At 58.3% G+C, this 16,960-nt stretch carries 13 protein-coding genes, 1 tRNA gene and 1 riboswitch; of the genes, 4 read left to right on the top strand and 10 right to left on the bottom strand.

Annotated elements, in window-relative coordinates; translation table 11 throughout:
• Positions 1-230: 230 nt before the first annotated feature.
• On the bottom strand, positions 231-1,082 hold the full coding sequence (gene murI, locus DBY73_RS17320; protein WP_112012309.1) for a glutamate racemase: 852 nt from the start codon (positions 1,080-1,082) through the stop codon (positions 231-233).
• On the bottom strand, positions 1,027-2,868 hold the full coding sequence (btuB, locus tag DBY73_RS17325; RefSeq protein WP_112012310.1) for a TonB-dependent vitamin B12 receptor BtuB: 1,842 nt from the start codon (positions 2,866-2,868) through the stop codon (positions 1,027-1,029). The genes murI and btuB overlap by 56 nt, the downstream gene beginning before the upstream one ends.
• A 65-nt stretch (positions 2,869-2,933) precedes the next feature.
• Positions 2,934-3,110: riboswitch (cobalamin riboswitch) on the bottom strand.
• Positions 3,111-3,214: 104 nt separating this feature from the next.
• Between btuB and trmA the strand changes: the two genes are divergently transcribed.
• The gene (trmA, locus tag DBY73_RS17330) at positions 3,215-4,315 is read left to right on the top strand and encodes a tRNA (uridine(54)-C5)-methyltransferase TrmA (RefSeq protein ID WP_112012311.1); all 1,101 of its coding nucleotides are present in this window, start codon (positions 3,215-3,217) and stop codon (positions 4,313-4,315) included.
• Positions 4,316-4,407: 92 nt separating this feature from the next.
• Here the strand turns inward: trmA and DBY73_RS17335 are convergent, their stop codons facing one another.
• Positions 4,408-4,767, bottom strand: a complete 360-nt coding sequence (locus DBY73_RS17335) for a YijD family membrane protein (protein ID WP_112012312.1) — start codon at positions 4,765-4,767, stop codon at positions 4,408-4,410.
• A gap of 9 nt (positions 4,768-4,776) precedes the next feature.
• Positions 4,777-5,415, bottom strand: a complete 639-nt coding sequence (gene fabR, locus DBY73_RS17340) for an HTH-type transcriptional repressor FabR (RefSeq protein WP_112012313.1) — start codon at positions 5,413-5,415, stop codon at positions 4,777-4,779.
• A 196-nt stretch (positions 5,416-5,611) separates the two neighbouring features.
• On the opposite strand from fabR, the gene sthA reads away from it, so the two are divergent.
• A complete protein-coding gene (sthA, locus tag DBY73_RS17345; protein WP_112012314.1) occupies positions 5,612-7,012 on the top strand; it encodes a Si-specific NAD(P)(+) transhydrogenase in 1,401 nt (466 codons plus the stop codon).
• Here the strand turns inward: sthA and oxyR are convergent.
• From oxyR to argC, 4 genes are all read right to left on the bottom strand, one after another.
• Positions 6,995-7,912, bottom strand: coding sequence for a DNA-binding transcriptional regulator OxyR (gene oxyR, locus DBY73_RS17350; protein ID WP_112012315.1), 918 nt, complete (start codon positions 7,910-7,912; stop codon positions 6,995-6,997). The genes sthA and oxyR overlap by 18 nt on opposite strands.
• 352 nt (positions 7,913-8,264) lie before the next feature.
• On the bottom strand, positions 8,265-9,638 hold the full coding sequence (gene argH / locus DBY73_RS17355) for an argininosuccinate lyase (protein ID WP_112012316.1): 1,374 nt from the start codon (positions 9,636-9,638) through the stop codon (positions 8,265-8,267).
• Between the two features lie 75 nt (positions 9,639-9,713).
• Entirely contained in the window at positions 9,714-10,490 is a 777-nt protein-coding gene (gene argB / locus DBY73_RS17360) for an acetylglutamate kinase (RefSeq protein ID WP_112012317.1), read from the bottom strand.
• A 6-nt stretch (positions 10,491-10,496) separates the two neighbouring features.
• A complete protein-coding gene (gene argC / locus DBY73_RS17365; protein ID WP_112012318.1) occupies positions 10,497-11,501 on the bottom strand; it encodes an N-acetyl-gamma-glutamyl-phosphate reductase in 1,005 nt (334 codons plus the stop codon).
• An 88-nt stretch (positions 11,502-11,589) separates the two neighbouring features.
• On the opposite strand from argC, the gene argE reads away from it, so the two are divergent.
• Positions 11,590-12,741 (top strand): acetylornithine deacetylase, encoded by a 1,152-nt coding sequence (gene argE, locus DBY73_RS17370; protein WP_112012319.1) that lies wholly within the window; start codon positions 11,590-11,592, stop codon positions 12,739-12,741.
• Between the two features lie 50 nt (positions 12,742-12,791).
• On the opposite strand, the gene yicI is transcribed toward argE, so the two are convergent.
• Entirely contained in the window at positions 12,792-15,110 is a 2,319-nt protein-coding gene (gene yicI, locus DBY73_RS17375) for an alpha-xylosidase (RefSeq protein WP_112012320.1), read from the bottom strand.
• Between the two features lie 12 nt (positions 15,111-15,122).
• Entirely contained in the window at positions 15,123-16,514 is a 1,392-nt protein-coding gene (locus DBY73_RS17380; RefSeq protein WP_112012321.1) for a glycoside-pentoside-hexuronide family transporter, read from the bottom strand.
• Positions 16,515-16,805: 291 nt separating this feature from the next.
• Between DBY73_RS17380 and DBY73_RS17385 the strand changes: the two genes are divergently transcribed.
• Positions 16,806-16,900, top strand: a tRNA-Sec gene (locus tag DBY73_RS17385).
• Positions 16,901-16,960 lie beyond the last annotated feature (60 nt).

Genomic DNA, 16,960 nt, shown 5'->3' on the forward strand with positions numbered 1-16,960 from the left:
GCGGCTTTCGCTCACCGTTGCGAGGTCCCGTATAATACGTTTTCCTCATTCAGAGTCAAGCATTTATTTTTGCTTTTCTCCGCTGGCGTTCATCGCTGAACCCCGCTAACCCGGCGGCCTGTAAGCCGTTGTTCCGTGTCAGTGGAGGCGCATTATAGGGAGTTCTCAGACGTTGACAACCCCTCTTTAAAAAAAAACGTTCAACCGTCTCTTTTTTGCTCAAAAGGGCATTACAACGCCAGTTTTTCGAGCGTTTCAAAGCCGTAACGGTGCAAAACGGGTAAAAGTTGCTCAGTTTCGGGTGTGCGCGCCATGCAAAAAGCGATATTGGCATCTGATGATTTTGCATCAGACGCTTCATGCTCAAGCAGCCAGGCCGTACGACGCGCAATGGCCGCCCCGGAATCCACCAGCCGCGTTCCTTCCGGCAGCACTTCTAGCAGTTCTTCCTGCAGTAGCGGGAAGTGCGTGCAGCCCAGCACGACCGTATCCGGCGGCTCGGGCATTTTCAGCCACGGGCGAAGAATACGGCGCAGCTCGTCGAGCGATACCGTTTCGCCATGCAGCTTCGCTTCCGCCATTTGCACCAGCTCAGCCGAACCCAGCATCGCAATCTGGCATTCGTTGGCGAAACGGTCGATAAGCTCACGCGTATAAGGGCGTTTAACCGTACCGCGCGTTGCCAGCAGGCCGACAATGCCGTTCGCCGTGAGGCGAGCCGCGGGCTTGATGGCAGGCACCACGCCCACGACAGGAAACTGGAATTTTTCGCGCAGGGCAGGAAGGGAAACCGTGCTCGCCGTGTTGCAGGCAATCACTGCCAGCGCGAGGGGATAGCGCTGCTGTACAGCGGTGACGATTTCTACCACGCGCTCAACAATAAACTCTTCGCTCTTCTCTCCATAAGGGAAAGCGACGTTATCGAAGGCGTAGATATAATGGAGATCCGGCAGAAGACGCCGAATCTCATCATAGACTGAAAGCCCACCGACGCCGGAATCAAACACCAGCACGGTGGGACGCGGATCAGAAGGTGTAGCTGCCAGACAAGGTGTATTCCCGTCCTGCAGTTTGGTAGCCATAAACTGTCTCGTAATCTTTATCGAACAGGTTGGCTATTTTACCACGAACTGTGAGATGTGAGGTGACAGGATATGAAACGGCAGCATCCCACAGGCTTACGCCGCCCATTTTAACCTTTTGATAGGTGTTGAAGTCCGTGTCGTAACGCGTGCCCAGGTAGTGATAGGTCAGGCTCCAGTCAAAATCATAAATCTGCGTATCAAGCTGATACTTCACCTGCTGCTTAGCACGGCGGTCCAGAAGCGCGTTGGTTGCCGCATTGCGCGCATCCACATAATCGTAGCCGACGGTGTGCGTCAGCGGACCGGTATCAAACGACGCCGTTGCTTCTATACCTTTAATACGCGCTTTGCCGACGTTGTAATACTCCTGAAGGTTATTGTTGAAGTCGATCAGGTTATCAACGTCATTGCGATAACCCGATACGCGCCAGCTCACGCCAGCCGTCAGGCCTTCAAACGCGCCCTCCCACTGCTTACTCTCTTCAGGATCAAGATGGTCGTTGCCATAGAAGCCGTAAAGCTGCCCCAGATTCGGCGCTTTATAGGCCGTACCGTAAGAGGCAATAAAGCGATATCCCTCAATGAATTCCCAGGCGGCGCTGCTCTGCCACGTCCCATGGCGACCAAACTGAGAGTTATCGTCGCTGCGAGCCGCCCCTTCCAGGGTGAAATCACCAAACTTTTGCAGCGCGGTCAGGTAAACGCCGGTATTACGGATGTCGTAGCCGTTTGAGACATAGCTGGTATTCGGCTCCGTGCTTTGCTTCTGCCAGTCAACGCCGGCCCCAACGTTGCCATGCCCAACATCCACGGAGTTCGTCCACTGAAGGTTGTACTGCTTGATTTCATCCAGCGTGGCGGTCGAATTATAACGGCCCAGATGCGGATCATAGTTGTAGTCTTTGCTGTGGCCATAGCTGGAGAGCAGCTGTGAATGGAAGATGTCTTTGTTGAAGCGCAGCCCGGCGTCCCAGGTCTGGCTATACAGCTGGCGGGTGTCGACCAGCACGTCAGGCGTAAACGAGCTGTAGTAGCCGTCGTAGGCGGTACGGTTGCTGTAGCCATAGCCGCGAACAAAACCGCTCCACTGGTCTGAGAAAGCATGTTCCAGCGCGCCGTAGATCGTTTTATTCATAAAGCCGTCGCGATCGGGCTGGGCAAGACCGCCGTTGTTGCCGTCAGCAACCACGTCAAAACCTTTCGTGTAGGTGTAATCACCGGCCAGCGTCACGCGCGTGCTGTCGCCAAGCGTTTGCTGGGTGCTGCCGCCGTAGTTCTGATAGCCATGCGATCCTACGCCCGCATTCAGCGTCGTGCCGTCCTTTGCGCGCGTGGTGATAATATTGACAACGCCGCCAATCGCATCCGAACCGTAAACGGCGGAGCGCGGCCCGCGAATGTATTCAATGCGCTGCACCAGGGCGATCGGGAACTGGCTCAGGTCAGACGAACCGGTCACGCCGGCCTGGTTCAGACGGATACCGTCGACCAGGATAAGCACATGGCTGGAGTTGGTTCCGCGAATAAAGAGGGAGGAGAGCTGCCCCATCCCGCCGTTTTGCGCCGTATCAACGCCGGGCAGGCGACGCATGACGTCCACGAGCGTTGTCGATTGCCAGCGATCGATATCCTCACGCGTCACCACGGACGTTGGCGCGAGAATGGTATTTACAGGTTGTTCAAAACGGTTTGCAGTCACCACCAGCGAGTCGGCGCTATCCTGCGCCCAGCCCGAAAATGCCGTGACGGACAGCGCCGTACACAGCGATACTTTTTTAATCATTGTTAAAGCATCCACAATATAAGAAGGATGCCGCAGGCCTCATCCATAGCACGCGATGATGAAACCAATTGCGACGTGATCCCGGCAGGTCTTCGGGCTAGGTGGCGATTACGGATATAAGACTTCCCATTTTCACAGTGTCTACAATGCATATCCCGCCAGTCTTTACCGCTGCGCGTCAGCTCCAGATTTGCACTGGATTCCCTTTTCACTCTCAGGAGACCGGAAACAGAATGCTACAATTAGATACGGATAGATGTCCAGACAGCCATGAGCCATTAAATCTGGACATCCCCTGCACAATCCCTACAATCCCCGCGTAATTCTTTATCACTCAGGACGTATCATGACCCCCGAACACCTCCCGACAGAACAGTACGACGCACAGCTGGCAGAGAAAGTTGTCCGCCTGCAAAGTATGATGACGCCTTTCAACGCGCCCGTTCCCGAGGTGTTTCGTTCTCCGGTCAGCCACTACCGCATGCGCGCCGAATTCCGCATCTGGCACGACGGTGATGACCTGTACCACATCATTTTCGATCAGCAGACCAAATCCCGCATCCGCGTGAACAGCTTCCCGGCGGCGAGCGAGCTCATTAACCAGCTCATGACGCTGATGATCGAAGGCGTGCGCAACAATCCCGCGCTGCGCCACAAGCTTTTCCAAATCGACTACCTGACCACGCAAAGCAATCAGGCTATCGTCACCCTTCTTTATCATAAGGCGCTGAACGACGAATGGCGCGAGCAGGCAGAAGCCCTGCGCGACGCGCTGCGGGCGCAGAACATCAACGTTCATCTGATTGGCCGCGCGACAAAAACCAAAATCATGCTCGATCAGGATTACGTCGACGAGCGTCTGCCGGTGGCGGGTAAAGAGATGATCTATCGCCAGGTGGAGAACAGCTTCACCCAGCCAAACGCCGCGATGAACGTGCAGATGCTTGAATGGGCGTTGAACGCCACGGAAGGATCAACGGGCGATTTGCTGGAGCTGTACTGCGGCAACGGCAACTTCTCGCTGGCGCTGGCGCGTAACTTCGATCGCGTGCTGGCAACCGAAATCGCGAAGCCGTCCGTCGCCGCCGCGCAGTACAACATCGCGGCGAACCATATTGATAACGTGCAGATTATCCGCATGGCGGCAGAAGAGTTTACCCAGGCAATGAACGGCGTGCGTGAATTTAACCGCCTGCAGGGGATTGATTTGAAGAGCTACCGGTGTGAGACGATTTTTGTCGATCCGCCGCGCAGCGGGCTGGACAGCGAAACCGAGAAGATGGTGCAGGCGTACCCGCGTATTTTGTACATCTCCTGCAACCCGGAGACGCTGTGCAAGAATCTCGAAACACTAAGCCAGACGCACAACGTTGAACGTCTGGCGCTGTTCGATCAGTTCCCGTATACGCACCATATGGAGTGCGGCGTGCTGCTAACGGCAAAGTAACCTGCTTTACGTCGGGCAGGTAAGCGAAGCGCCACCTGCCGATAAATGCCGGATGACGCCTCGCTTATCCGGCCTGCAACGTCATAACCCTCTTACTCCGGCTGCCTGTCCTTGCGGCTGCGCATGCGCGAGCCAATCCAGAACACCAACACCACCGACAGCAGCGCTGGCAGGAAGTTAGAGCCGAGATCCGGGTATTCCGCGCGCACCACGGTGCTAAACAGCAGCACGCCCAGAATAAAGCAGGCGGCGGCCAGACCCGGCAACCCCACCGGCATGGTGCGGTTGAGATAGCGCTGATGCAGGCAATAGACCGTCAGCACCAGCGAAATAAGCGGGAAAATCGAGAAAGGGACGATTGAGCTAAAAATCGCTGCAAACGTGCCATTAATGGATAAGCCAGCGATCAATGCCAGCAACAACGTTCCTCTATCCTGACCTGACTGTTTCATTACTCACCTTCACTCAACGGTTTGATGTGCCAACTTCTCTTGTTCACGGCGATACCAGTAATACGCACCCTTGGAAATCATCCTCAGCTGCAGTACCAGCCGCTCTTCGAGTTGCTTACGCTGTTCAATGCCCACGTCCAGCGCCTCGGCGCCGGCACTAAAGACAATCGTCACCATGGCCTCGGCCTGCGCTTCGGTAAACGCACGCGGCATGTGGTTTTCGAGTTCAAGATAGTCGGCAAGTTCCGCAATAAAGTGCTGAATTTCGCGTGCGACCGCCGCACGAAACGCGGACGACGTTCCCGAACGCTCGCGCAGCAGCAGGCGGAACGCGTTAGGGTTATTGCCGATAAATTCCATAAACGTTGATACGGAGGTGCGGATCACGCTGCCGCCTTTCGCGATACGCTGACGCGCCTGGCGCATCAGCTGGCGCAGCATTAGCCCGCTCTCGTCGACCATGGTCAGGCCCAGCTCGTCCACATCACGAAAATGACGATAGAAGGACGTTGGCGCAATCCCGGCCTCGCGTGCGACTTCGCGCAGGCTTAAGCTGGCAAAACTTCGCTCAGCGCTCAGTTGACTGAATGCCGCTTCCACCAGCGAACGCCGGGTTTTCTCTTTTTGTTGTGCTCTTACGCCCATCACGATAGTTGAATCCTTCCAAAGGCCTGCTGGCACTATACCAGAGAATAAAATTAATCTGTTTGCTCAGCTTTGTGAATGATTGTTTACGCGCGGTTTGTGCTCCACTGGCGGAAAAAAGCACAACGATAATTGGGTTACTCAGGCAATGATGTTATGATTCTGTTGCTTTTATGTATAAGAATAGGTAAGCCTTGCCATGCCACATTCCTACGATTACGACGCAATAGTTATTGGTTCCGGCCCCGGCGGCGAAGGCGCTGCTATGGGACTGGTGAAACAGGGAGCCAGAGTAGCGGTCATTGAGCGCTACCATAACGTTGGCGGCGGTTGCACCCACTGGGGCACCATCCCGTCCAAAGCCCTCCGCCACGCCGTTAGCCGCATTATTGAATTTAACCAGAACCCCCTTTACAGCGACCATTCCCGACTTCTTCGCTCCTCCTTTGCCGATATCCTGAACCACGCAGACACCGTGATTAACCAGCAAACGCGGATGCGCCAGGGTTTCTACGAGCGTAACCACTGCGAAATTCTGCAGGGGAACGCCCATTTCGTGGACGAGCACACGCTGGCGCTGGAGTGCCATGACGGCACCGTTGAAACCTTAACGGCAGAAAAATTCGTCATCGCCTGCGGTTCGCGCCCTTACCATCCGGCGGACGTCGACTTTACGCACCCGCGCATCTACGACAGCGATTCGATCCTTAGCCTGCACCACGAGCCGCGCCACGTCATTATCTACGGCGCAGGGGTGATCGGCTGCGAATATGCGTCGATCTTCCGGGGAATGGAGGTCAAGGTCGATCTGATCAACACCCGCGATCGCCTGCTGGCGTTCCTCGATCAGGAGATGTCGGATTCCCTCTCCTACCACTTCTGGAACAGCGGCGTGGTCATCCGCCACAACGAAGAATACGAGAAGATCGAAGGCTGCGACGACGGCGTGATCATGCACCTGAAGTCCGGTAAGAAGCTGAAAGCGGACTGCCTGCTCTACGCCAACGGCCGCACCGGCAACACCGATTCCCTGCAGCTGGAAAATCTTGGGCTTGAAACCGACAGCCGCGGCCAGCTGAAGGTCAACAGCATGTACCAGACCGCGCTGCCGCACGTCTATGCGGTGGGCGACGTGATTGGCTACCCAAGCCTGGCGTCAGCCGCTTACGACCAGGGGCGCATTGCCGCGCAGGCGCTGGTGAAAGGCGAAGCGACGGCGCACCTCATCGAAGACATCCCGACGGGCATCTACACCATTCCGGAAATCAGCTCCGTGGGTAAAACCGAGCAGCAGCTGACGGCCATGAAGGTGCCTTACGAGGTCGGTCGCGCGCAGTTTAAACACCTGGCGCGGGCGCAAATCGTGGGAATGAGCGTGGGAACGCTGAAGATTTTGTTCCATCGCGAGACGAAAGAGATCCTCGGTATTCACTGCTTTGGTGAACGCGCCGCGGAAATCATTCATATCGGCCAGGCAATCATGGAGCAAAAAGGCGGTGGCAACACCATCGAGTACTTCGTTAACACCACCTTTAACTACCCAACCATGGCGGAAGCCTATCGGGTAGCGGCGCTCAACGGGTTAAACCGCCTGTTTTAACGCGCTGTCGAAATGGCCATCCATCGAACTTCGGATGGCCTCAGCCAGCTGCTCATAGCGGCTGCGCAGCGGTGATCCCGGACGATAAACCAGGCCAATGGTGCGGCGCGGTTCAGGCTTGATGCACGGCAGATAGACCACCCCATCGCGCTTGCGCTCGTTCGGCACGGCCAGCGCGGGCAGTAGCGTAATGCCGCTTCCCGCCGCTACCATGTTGCGCAGCGTTTCCAGGCTGGTTGCGCGGAAGTGGGTATCTTCATCCGCACCCGCCTCAAAGCAGAAGCCCATTGCCTGATCGCGAAGGCAGTGCCCATCTTCCAGCATCAGCAGCTTTTCACCGGCCAGATCGGCCATCGGCACGCGATCGCGGTTTGCCCACGGGTGATCTTCATAGATCGCCAGCATCATCGGCTCGTCGAACAGCGGCACTTCAATAAAGGCTTCACTCTCTTTGACCAGCGCCAGAATGGCGCAGTCGAGCTTGCCGCTATCGAGCTGGGCCAGCAGCTGATGGGTTTGCGCTTCATGCAGGTACATTTCGAGTTTCGGGAAGGTCTGGTGCAGCATGGGGATAATCTGCGGCAGCAGGTACGGGCCAACGGTAGGGATCAGGCCAATATGCAGCGGGCCGGACATCGCTTCCCCCTGCTGGCTTGCCATTTCCTTGAGCACTTTGACCTCGCGCAGCACGGTGCGCGCCTGATCCACCAGCAGAAGACCGGCCTGGGTGAACAGAACCTTACGACTGGTGCGCTCCAGCAGCATCACGCCCAGCTCATCTTCCAGCTTGCGGATCTGGCCGCTTAGCGTGGGCTGGCTGACGTGGCAGGAATCTGCCGCGCGGCGAAAATGACGGTGCTCGGCTAACGCTACCAGGTATTCAAGATCACGAATATTCATTATTCATCCTCCGTCGCCACGATAGTTCATGGCGATAGATAGCATAGCAACGAACGATTATCCCTATCAAGCATTCTGTTGAATAATACACCACATAGACGAGGCGGCACGTGTTTGACCCAAAACGACCCCGCACCGTCAGCGAGTTTCTCTCAAAACTCGAACAACTAAAGCCAACGTGAACTTTTGCGGACCCCGTGGTCCGCTTTTTTTTGCGTAAAAAAAGCCCGGCTTAACGCCAGGCTTTGTTTTCTCCCCTCACCCTAGCCCTCTCCCTAAGGGAGAGGGAACCGATCGAGCCCCTCTCCCGGTGGGAGAGGGGTTGGGGTGAGGGCATCAGACCGCAATATTGTCAAACCAACCGCTTTTTCGCATCCGCAATCGCCTGCGCAACCTGCTTCGGCGACACGCCGCCTTTCGCCGCGCGCTTATCCAGGCACGACTGCAGCGCCAGTATCGGATACACATCATCCCCAATCACCGCGCTGAACTTCTGCAGGTCAGCAAGCGCCAGGTCTTCCAGCGGTTTCCCCTGACGAATGGCTTCCACCACCGCTTCACCCACAATATGGTGCGCTTCGCGGAACGGTACGCCTTTCGCGACCAGATAATCCGCCAGCTCGGTGGAGTTGGCATAGCCCTGCTGCGCCGCTTCCTGGCAGCGCGGGCGCTTCACCTGAATGCCGTCCAGCACCAGCGCGCCCATATGCAGACAGTCCAGCCAGGTGTCGAGCGCGTCGAACAGCCCTTCCTTGTCTTCCTGCATATCTTTGTTGTACGCCAGCGGCAGCCCTTTCAGGGTCATCATCATGCCGGTCAGCGCGCCCTGCACGCGGCCACACTTGCCGCGGATCAGCTCCAGCGCGTCCGGGTTTTTCTTCTGCGGCATCAGGGACGAGCCGGACGTCACGCGGTCAGACAGCTCCACAAACCCGGCTTCACCGGAGTTGAAGAAGATCAGGTCTTCGGCAAAGCGCGACAGGTGAACCATGCCGATTGAGGCATTCGAGAGCAGCTCCAGCACGTGGTCACGGTCAGAGACGCTGTCCAGGCTGTTGCGGGTGGCGGACGCAAAGCCCAGCCAGCCGGCCAGCTGCTCGCGGTCGATTTCATACGCCGTACCGGCCAGCGCGCCGCTGCCCAGCGGGCTGACGTCCAGACGCTTCAGCGTATCCTGCAGGCGGCTTTCATCGCGCGCCAGCATTTCAACGTAGGCCAGGCACCAGTGGGCAAAGGTCACCGGCTGCGCGCGCTGCAGGTGGGTATATCCCGGCATCACCGCGTCCTGGTTGTTCTGCGCGGTCTCCACCAGCGCGCTCTGCAGCTGACGGTTAGCCGCCAGCAGTTCGCCCACGGTCTCTTTACACCACAGCTTGAGATCGGTCGCCACCTGGTCGTTACGGCTGCGGCCGGTGTGGAGCTTTTTCCCCAGCGGGCCGACTTTATCGATCAGTTTGCCTTCCACCCAGCTGTGAATATCTTCGGCATCGCTCTGCAGGATTTGCTGCGGGTCCAGGCGCACCTCTTCCAGCAGGTTGTTCAGCGCCTCTTCCAGCTGCAGCTGTTCGTCTGCGGTCAGTACGCCAACGGTGACCAGCGCTTTAGACCAGGCCACAGAGCCGACGATATCCTGTTCGGCCAGGCGGTAGTCGAAGCGCAACGAGTCGTTGAACTGTTTGAACCGATGATCCGCTGCCTGTGTAAAACGCCCACCCCAAAGTGCCATAACATGCTTCCTTAATTCGTTAGTTCCGCCGGGTGGCGCTACGCTTACCCGGCCTACGGTCATTCAGTAAAATACTTACGCTAAAATACGCGTGCCGATCGGCGTGCCGTTAAACAGCGCCGGGAGCTGCTCCGCGTGACGCCAGGAGGCAATATCCACCGGGCGGCCGAGCGCGCGCGCCGCGTCCAGCGCCGCGTTCACCTTGACGATCATCCCGTCGGTGATAATCCCCTGGTCGATCAGCTGCTCGGCTTTCGCGGCGGTCATCTCCGCGATGCGCTGGCCTTTACCGTCCAGAATGCCGCTCACGTCGGAAAGCAGGATCAGGTCTGCGCCCAGCGTTGCCGCCAGCGCGGTGGCCGCCTGGTCAGCGTTGACGTTCATCAGCTCGCCCGCGTCGGTTACGCCAATAGAGCTGACTACCGGCAGGAAACCGCCGTTCAGCAGGGTGTTAATCAGCGTAGGCGAACCCGGCTGGGCCAGTCCAACGTGGCCGAGCGCTTCGTCGAGCTGGGTCACTTTTACGCTGTCCCCGTCGCCCAGATAGAGGCCCACGGACGCGATGTGGTGTTTCTTCGCCCACGCCAGCAGCGTCTTGTTCGCCGTTCCCGCCAGCGCACCAGTAATGATGTCAATCTGGTCGGCAGGCGTGACGCGCAGGCCGTTTTTCTTGGTCACCGGCAGGTTGAGCCCTTTCATCAGCTCATCCACCACGCAGCCGCCACCGTGAACAATCACCAGCGGGCGCTGATGTGATTCGCGGTAGTTCACCAGCGCGGTAAAAAGACGCTCCAGCGCTTCTTCGCTGTCCAGCAGTACGCCACCGAGTTTGATAATTAATGGGTTCATCATCACACCTTAAATAAGAGCCTGCGTTTCAGGGAAGCCGAAACGAATGTTTGCACACTGCATCGCCTGCGCGGCAGCGCCTTTGAGTAAATTATCTTCCGCGGCGACCACGATCAGATGCTCGTTCTGCACGGCAAAGCCGATGTCGCAGAACGGCAGGCCAACCACGTTTTTGAGCGCGGGAACGCCTTTGTCATACAGACGCACCAGCGGTTTGTCCGCGTACGCCTGCGCAAACGCCTCGCTGACCTGCTCCCTGGTCACACCCGGCTTCAGGCGGCAGGTGATGGTTTCGAGGATGCCGCGCGGGAAGCTGCCCAGGTGCGGCGTAAAGATCACGTCCGCGCCAAGATGAGTGGTGATTTCAGGATGATGGCGGTGGTTGAACACGCCGTACGGCTGAAGGCTGACTTCGCAGAAGCTGTTAGCGATCGCGGCCTTACGCCCCGCGCCGCTGACGCCGCTCGTGGCGTTGATCACCGGCCACTGGCTCAGATCCAACAGGCCCGCGTCGATCAGCGGCTTCAGGGAAAGCTGCGCCGCCGTCGGGTAGCATCCCGGCACGGCAATCAGGTTCGCTTCTTTCAGTTTATCGGTGCTCCACTCCGCCAGCCCGTAGACCGCCTGTTCAAGCAGATCCGGGTGCTGATGGGTGAAACCATAATATTTTTCGTAGAACGCACCGTCGTTAACGCGGAACGCGCCGGAGAGGTCGAACACCACGCAGCCAGCGGCCAAAAACTGCGGCGCCAGGTCGTGGCTCACTTCATGCGCGGTGGCTAAAAACACCACGTCGACGCCGCCGGCAAACTCGCTGATGTCGGACATCGGCTGCAAAGGCAGATCGACAATCCCCTTGAGCTGCGGATGCAAATCGGAAATTAACTTTCCGGCATCATTGCTTTGCGCTGACACGGTCAAAGCGGTTATGGTCATATGTGGGTGGCGATTCACGTAGCTTACAAGCTCTGCGCCCGCATAACCGCTAGCGCCTACAATCAGCGTATTCAACATCGGGTTCCTTTATGCTCAACGTTAGTGTATTTTTATTCACATTTATTGCATGAATATTGATACTATCACGACCTAAGGTGTGTCAACAATGAAAATGAATTTACCGCCATTTATCGAGATCTACCGCGCCCTGATTGCCACACCCTCCATCAGCGCAACCGAAGAATCGCTGGATCAAAGTAATGAGTCTTTAATCACTCTGCTGGCGGGCTGGTTTAGCGATCTTGGGTTTAACGTTGAGGTTCAGCCCGTTCCCGGAACGCGCCATAAATTCAACCTGCTGGCCAGCACCGGAAGCGGCGCGGGCGGCCTGCTGCTGGCTGGCCATACCGACACCGTGCCGTTTGACGATGGCCGCTGGACGCGCGATCCGTTCACCCTGACCGAGCACGACAACAAGCTCTACGGCCTGGGCACCGCGGACATGAAAGGCTTCTTCGCCTTTATCCTCGACGCGCTGCGTGACGTGGACGTGACGAAGCTGAAAAAGCCGCTCTACATTCTGGCGACCGCCGATGAAGAGACCAGCATGGCGGGCGCGCGCTATTTCTCGGAAAACACGGCGATTCGCCCGGACTGCGCCATTATCGGTGAGCCAACCTCGCTGCAGCCGATCCGCGCCCACAAAGGCCACATTTCCACGGCGGTGCGCGTGCTGGGCCAGTCCGGCCACTCCAGCGATCCGGCGCGCGGCGTCAACGCCATCGAGCTGATGCACGACGCCATTGGCCGCATCATGCAGCTGCGCGACGGCCTGAAAGAGCGCTATCACTACGAGGCGTTCACCGTGCCGTATCCGACGCTGAACCTCGGCAGCCTGCACGGCGGCGATGCGTCCAACCGCATCTGCGCCTGCTGCGAGCTGCATATGGACATTCGCCCGCTGCCGGGCATGACGCTGAGCGATCTTGACGGCCTGCTGAACGAGGCGCTTGCGCCGGTGAGCGAGCGCTGGCCGGGGCGTTTAACCGTATCCGAACTGCATCCGCCGATCCCGGGCTACGAATGCCCGCCGGATCACCAGCTGGTTGAGGTGGTGGAAAAACTGCTTGGGGAGAAAACCGACGTGGTGAACTACTGCACCGAAGCGCCATTCATCCAGACCCTGTGTCCGACGCTGGTGCTTGGCCCGGGTTCGATTAACCAGGCCCACCAGCCGGATGAATATCTGGAAACCCGGTTCATCAAGCCAACGCGCGAGCTGATAACCCAGGTTGTGCATCACTTCTGCTGGCATTAATGCGCACCGCGCTCCCTCCCGCTAACGAGAGAGGGAGCGCGTGTAGGGCGTTAAAGCTGAACAACCACCTCGCTGCCCTCAGCGTTCACGACCACGCCCCATTCGCTGCCCGCCTGCGAGCCGCCCTGCACGCCCGCAATCTTCTGCACGTTACGTAAGCAAACCGACCAGCTTCGCGCGTCGCCCTCGCCCCTGATCGTCACCGTATCGCCGCGGCGGGTAGCCGTCAGGGTAAAGATGACGGAGCCGTCGGCCGCAGGCACTTCGCTGACCGCCGTCGCGCCGTCGTGAAGGGTAAACAGCTGGAACGCCGTGCCCTCGTGCCACGCATAGTCCGGCTTCTGGTTATTGTTGCCCAGCGCCAGCAGGGTGTTGTCTCGCACGTAGACCGGCAGGCTCTGGAAATCATGCTGCTGCCTGTGCCAGCGGCTGCCCTGGATCTCGTCGTTGTGCCACAGGTGCGTCCAGCGGCCTTCCGGCAGGTAGAACTGCACGTCGCCCGCCTCGGAGAACACCGGCGCGACCATCACCGCATCCCCGAGCATGTACTGTCGGTCGAGGTAGTCACACGCCGGATCGTCCGGGAACTCCAGCATCATCGCGCGCAGCATCGGCGTCCCGCACTCGCGGGCCAGCGCCGCCTGGCGATACAGGTACGGCATCATCCGGCACTTAAGCTGGGTGAAGTGGCGCACCACGTCGCAGGACTCGTCGTCGTACGCCCACGGCACGCGGTAGGATTTGCTGCCGTGCAGGCGGCTGTGGCTGGAGAGCAGCCCAAACGCGCACCAGCGCTTGTAGACGTGCGCCGGAGCGGTGTTCTCGAACCCGCCGATGTCGTGGCTCCAGAAGCCAAAGCCCGACAGGCCGATCGACAGCCCGCCGCGCAGGCTTTCCGCCATCGATTCGTAGTTGGCGTAGCAGTCGCCGCCCCAGTGCACCGGGAACTGCTGCGCGCCGACGGAGGCGGAGCGGGCAAACAGCACGGCTTCTTCTTCGCCCACCGTCTCTTTCAGCACGTTCCACACCAGTTCGTTGTAGATGTAGGCGTAATGGTTATGCATTTTCTGCGGATCGGAGCCGTCGAACCACTGAACGTCGGTCGGGATACGCTCGCCGAAGTCGGTTTTGAAGCAGTCCACGCCGATGTCCACCAGACCCTTGAGCTTATCGGCGTACCACCTGCACGCGTCCGGGTTGGTGAAATCGTAAATCGCCAGCCCAGGCTGCCATTTGTCCCACTGCCACAGGGAACCGTCCGGGCGCTTGAGCAGGTAGCCCTTCTCCTTCAGTTCCTTGAATATCGGCGACTTCTGGCCGATGTACGGGTTGATCCACACGCAGACCTTCAGCCCTTTCTCCTTCAGGCGGCGGATCATCCCCTCCGGATCCGGGAAGGTCACCGGGTCCCACTCGAAGTCGCACCACTGGAAGGCCTTCATCCAGAAGCAGTCGAAGTGGAAGACGTGCAGCGGCAGGTCGCGCTCGGCCATGCCGTCGATAAAGCTGTTCACCGTCGCTTCGTCGTAGTTAGTTGTGAACGAGGTGGTCAGCCACAGGCCGAACGACCACGCGGGCGGCAGCGCCGGACGGCCGGTAAACTGCGTATAGCGGTTGAGCACCTCTTTCGGCGTCGGGCCGTCGATCACGAAATACTCGAGGTACTCGCCCTCCACGCTGAACTGCACTTTGGAGACCTTCTCGGAGCCGACTTCAAACGAGACGTTTTCCGGATGATTCACCAGCACGCCGTAGCCGCGGTTGGTCAGGTAGAACGGGATATTTTTGTAGGACTGCTCGGTGCTGGTGCCGCCGTCGCGGTTCCACGTTTCGACCGTCTGGCCGTTGCGCACCAGGGCGGTGAAGCGCTCGCCCAGGCCGTAGACCGTTTCCCCCACGCCCAAATCGAGGCGCTCGAACATATAGTTGCGATCGCTGTTGCCGTCCTGCACGTAGCCGTTGTTTTTCAGCTGGCTGCCGGTGATGCGCTGGCCGTTGCGCAGGAAGTCCAGCGCCCAGAACTCGCCTTTGGTCACGCGCACGCTGACGCTTCCGCTTTTCAGCTCGGCAAATTCCGCGTTGTTTTCAATCTCGACCTTGACGTCTTTCAACACGTTCAGCGGGTAGTGCGGGCCGTTGTTCAGCGCGCCCTGGAAGTGCTCGATACGCACCCCGACAATCCCCTCCTGCGGGGCAAACAGGCGCACCGTGAACATGAGCGTGTCGAGCTGCCAGGTGCGTTCGCGCACGTCACGCGGCGCCACGTACACCACCAGGTCATTGCCTTGCTGCTCCACGTCGAACACCTGAACCGGATACGTCACGTTCAGGCCCGGTTGAATGAGCCAGTTTCCGTCACTGATTTTCATACCTTCGTCCTCTTAGTTCCGTAATTCTTTGCTGCCCGGCAGCGGGGCAAATTCCTGCTGGTTGCGGCGCGCGCCCTGCGCCAGCTCGCGCATGATCTTCACCAGGAACGGCGTTTTCAGCGTGTAGTAGCGCTTGGCGATGATGGCGCTCAGCGCGTAGCAGACCGCCGGGGCCAGGGTAAACAGGCCGACAATGATGCTGATGGTGGCGCTGTTCTGGGTTTTAGCCGCGGCGTCGTAGCCGCCGCCCGCCAGCATCCAGCCGATCATCGCGCCGCCCAGCGCCAGGCCGAGCTTCAGCACGAACAGCGTGCCCGCGAAGCTGATGCCGGTGAGGCGTTTGCCGTTGGTCCATTCGCCGTAGTCGACGGTATCGGACATCATTACCCACTGGATGGGCGTCACCAGCTGGTGCAGCACGCCAATCACGAAGATGAAGGCGAACATCACCACGGTGGCATGCATCGGCACGAAGAACATCGCGACGCTCACCACCGCCAGCGCGGCGTTGGTCCACCAGAAGATGCTCACCTTGCACTTCCAGTCGGTGAGCGGTTTCGCCAGCGCGGAGCCGATCAGGTTGCCGACGCAGTAGGTGGTGAGGAACGCGACGAACACTTCCGGCGAGCCCATAATCCAGGTGCAGTAGTACATCATCGCGCCGCCGCGCACGCAGACGGCGAGGATGTTGAGGATGGTGAGCACGCCGACGATGCGCCACTGGTCGTTTTGCCAGATGTCGCGCAGGTCTTCGCGCATGGAGGTGGTGGCAGGCGGCACCTGGATGCGCTCTTTGGTGGTGAAGAAGCAGAACGCCAGCATCAGGAACGCGATGACCGACAGCACGGCGATGCCGCCCTGGAAGCCAAAGGCTTTGTCTTCCCCGCCAATTAGCTTGACCAGCGGCATCATCAGCACCGTCGAGAGCATGCCGCCCGCCGTCGCCAGTACGAAGCGCCAGGACTGAAGGGAGATGCGCTGCGTCGGGTCGTTGGTGATAACGCCGCCCAGCGCGCAGTAAGGGATATTGACCACGGTGTAGAGCAGGGTCAGCAGGGTGTAGGTTACGGCGGCGTAAATCAGCTTGCCGTTATGGCTGAGGTCCGGCGTGGTATATGCCAGCACGCAGACGATGCCAAACGGAATGGCGCCGAACAGAATCCACGGGCGGAACTTGCCCCAGCGGCTGCGGGTGCGGTCGGCAATCAGGCCCATGCACGGGTCGGAGATCGCATCCAGCGCGCGCGCCAGCAGGAACATAGTGCCCACGAACCCGGCGGGAATACCGAAAATATCGGTGTAGAAAAACATCATGTACAACATGACGTTATCAAAAATGATGTGGCTGGCGGCATCGCCCATGCCATAGCCAATCTTCTCTTTAACGGACAGTACTTCGCTCATATTTTATATATCCTTCACGCTGTAGGAGGCGCTGAGACCGGTGACTGTGTTTTTAAACCATTGTTTCACGAGCGGGTATTGCGTTTTATGGTTATTAAATTACGTTTCTTGTTTTTTGTGATCGCGGTAAAGGTGGGCAGGCATCAAAAGCTAACCTGAGGATTTTCTTAGGAATTAACCGAAACAGGTGGGTTAAGGTCAAAAGAGACGTGAAAAAAGCGTGTCGGGGTATGTGGTAAATGCCTGAAAGTAGCTATAATGCGCCCCGCCTCCATGTAGCAATCGAGGCGCGGAAGATCGTCATCTCCGGTGAGGTGGCTGGACTTCAAATCCAGTTGGGGACGCCAGCGTTCCCGGGCAGGTTCGACTCCTGTGATCTTCCGCCAAAAATTTATATTCTCGATATATTTTTCATATATCCTATCTTTGTGACAAACATCACTACA

The organism is Enterobacter sp. RIT418, from assembly GCF_003057745.1.
Taxonomy (GTDB): Bacteria; Pseudomonadota; Gammaproteobacteria; order Enterobacterales; family Enterobacteriaceae; genus Enterobacter.

Coding starts and splice junctions, on each gene's coding strand:
- murI (WP_112012309.1), bottom strand. CDS start 1,082: ATGGCTACCAAACTGCAGGACGGGAATACACCTTGTCTGGCAGCTACA.
- btuB (WP_112012310.1), bottom strand. CDS start 2,868: ATGATTAAAAAAGTATCGCTGTGTACGGCGCTGTCCGTCACGGCATTT.
- trmA (WP_112012311.1), top strand. CDS start 3,215: ATGACCCCCGAACACCTCCCGACAGAACAGTACGACGCACAGCTGGCA.
- DBY73_RS17335 (WP_112012312.1), bottom strand. CDS start 4,767: ATGAAACAGTCAGGTCAGGATAGAGGAACGTTGTTGCTGGCATTGATC.
- sthA (WP_112012314.1), top strand. CDS start 5,612: ATGCCACATTCCTACGATTACGACGCAATAGTTATTGGTTCCGGCCCC.
- oxyR (WP_112012315.1), bottom strand. CDS start 7,912: ATGAATATTCGTGATCTTGAATACCTGGTAGCGTTAGCCGAGCACCGT.
- argH (WP_112012316.1), bottom strand. CDS start 9,638: ATGGCACTTTGGGGTGGGCGTTTTACACAGGCAGCGGATCATCGGTTC.
- argB (WP_112012317.1), bottom strand. CDS start 10,490: ATGATGAACCCATTAATTATCAAACTCGGTGGCGTACTGCTGGACAGC.
- argC (WP_112012318.1), bottom strand. CDS start 11,501: ATGTTGAATACGCTGATTGTAGGCGCTAGCGGTTATGCGGGCGCAGAG.
- argE (WP_112012319.1), top strand. CDS start 11,590: ATGAAAATGAATTTACCGCCATTTATCGAGATCTACCGCGCCCTGATT.
- yicI (WP_112012320.1), bottom strand. CDS start 15,110: ATGAAAATCAGTGACGGAAACTGGCTCATTCAACCGGGCCTGAACGTG.
- DBY73_RS17380 (WP_112012321.1), bottom strand. CDS start 16,514: ATGAGCGAAGTACTGTCCGTTAAAGAGAAGATTGGCTATGGCATGGGC.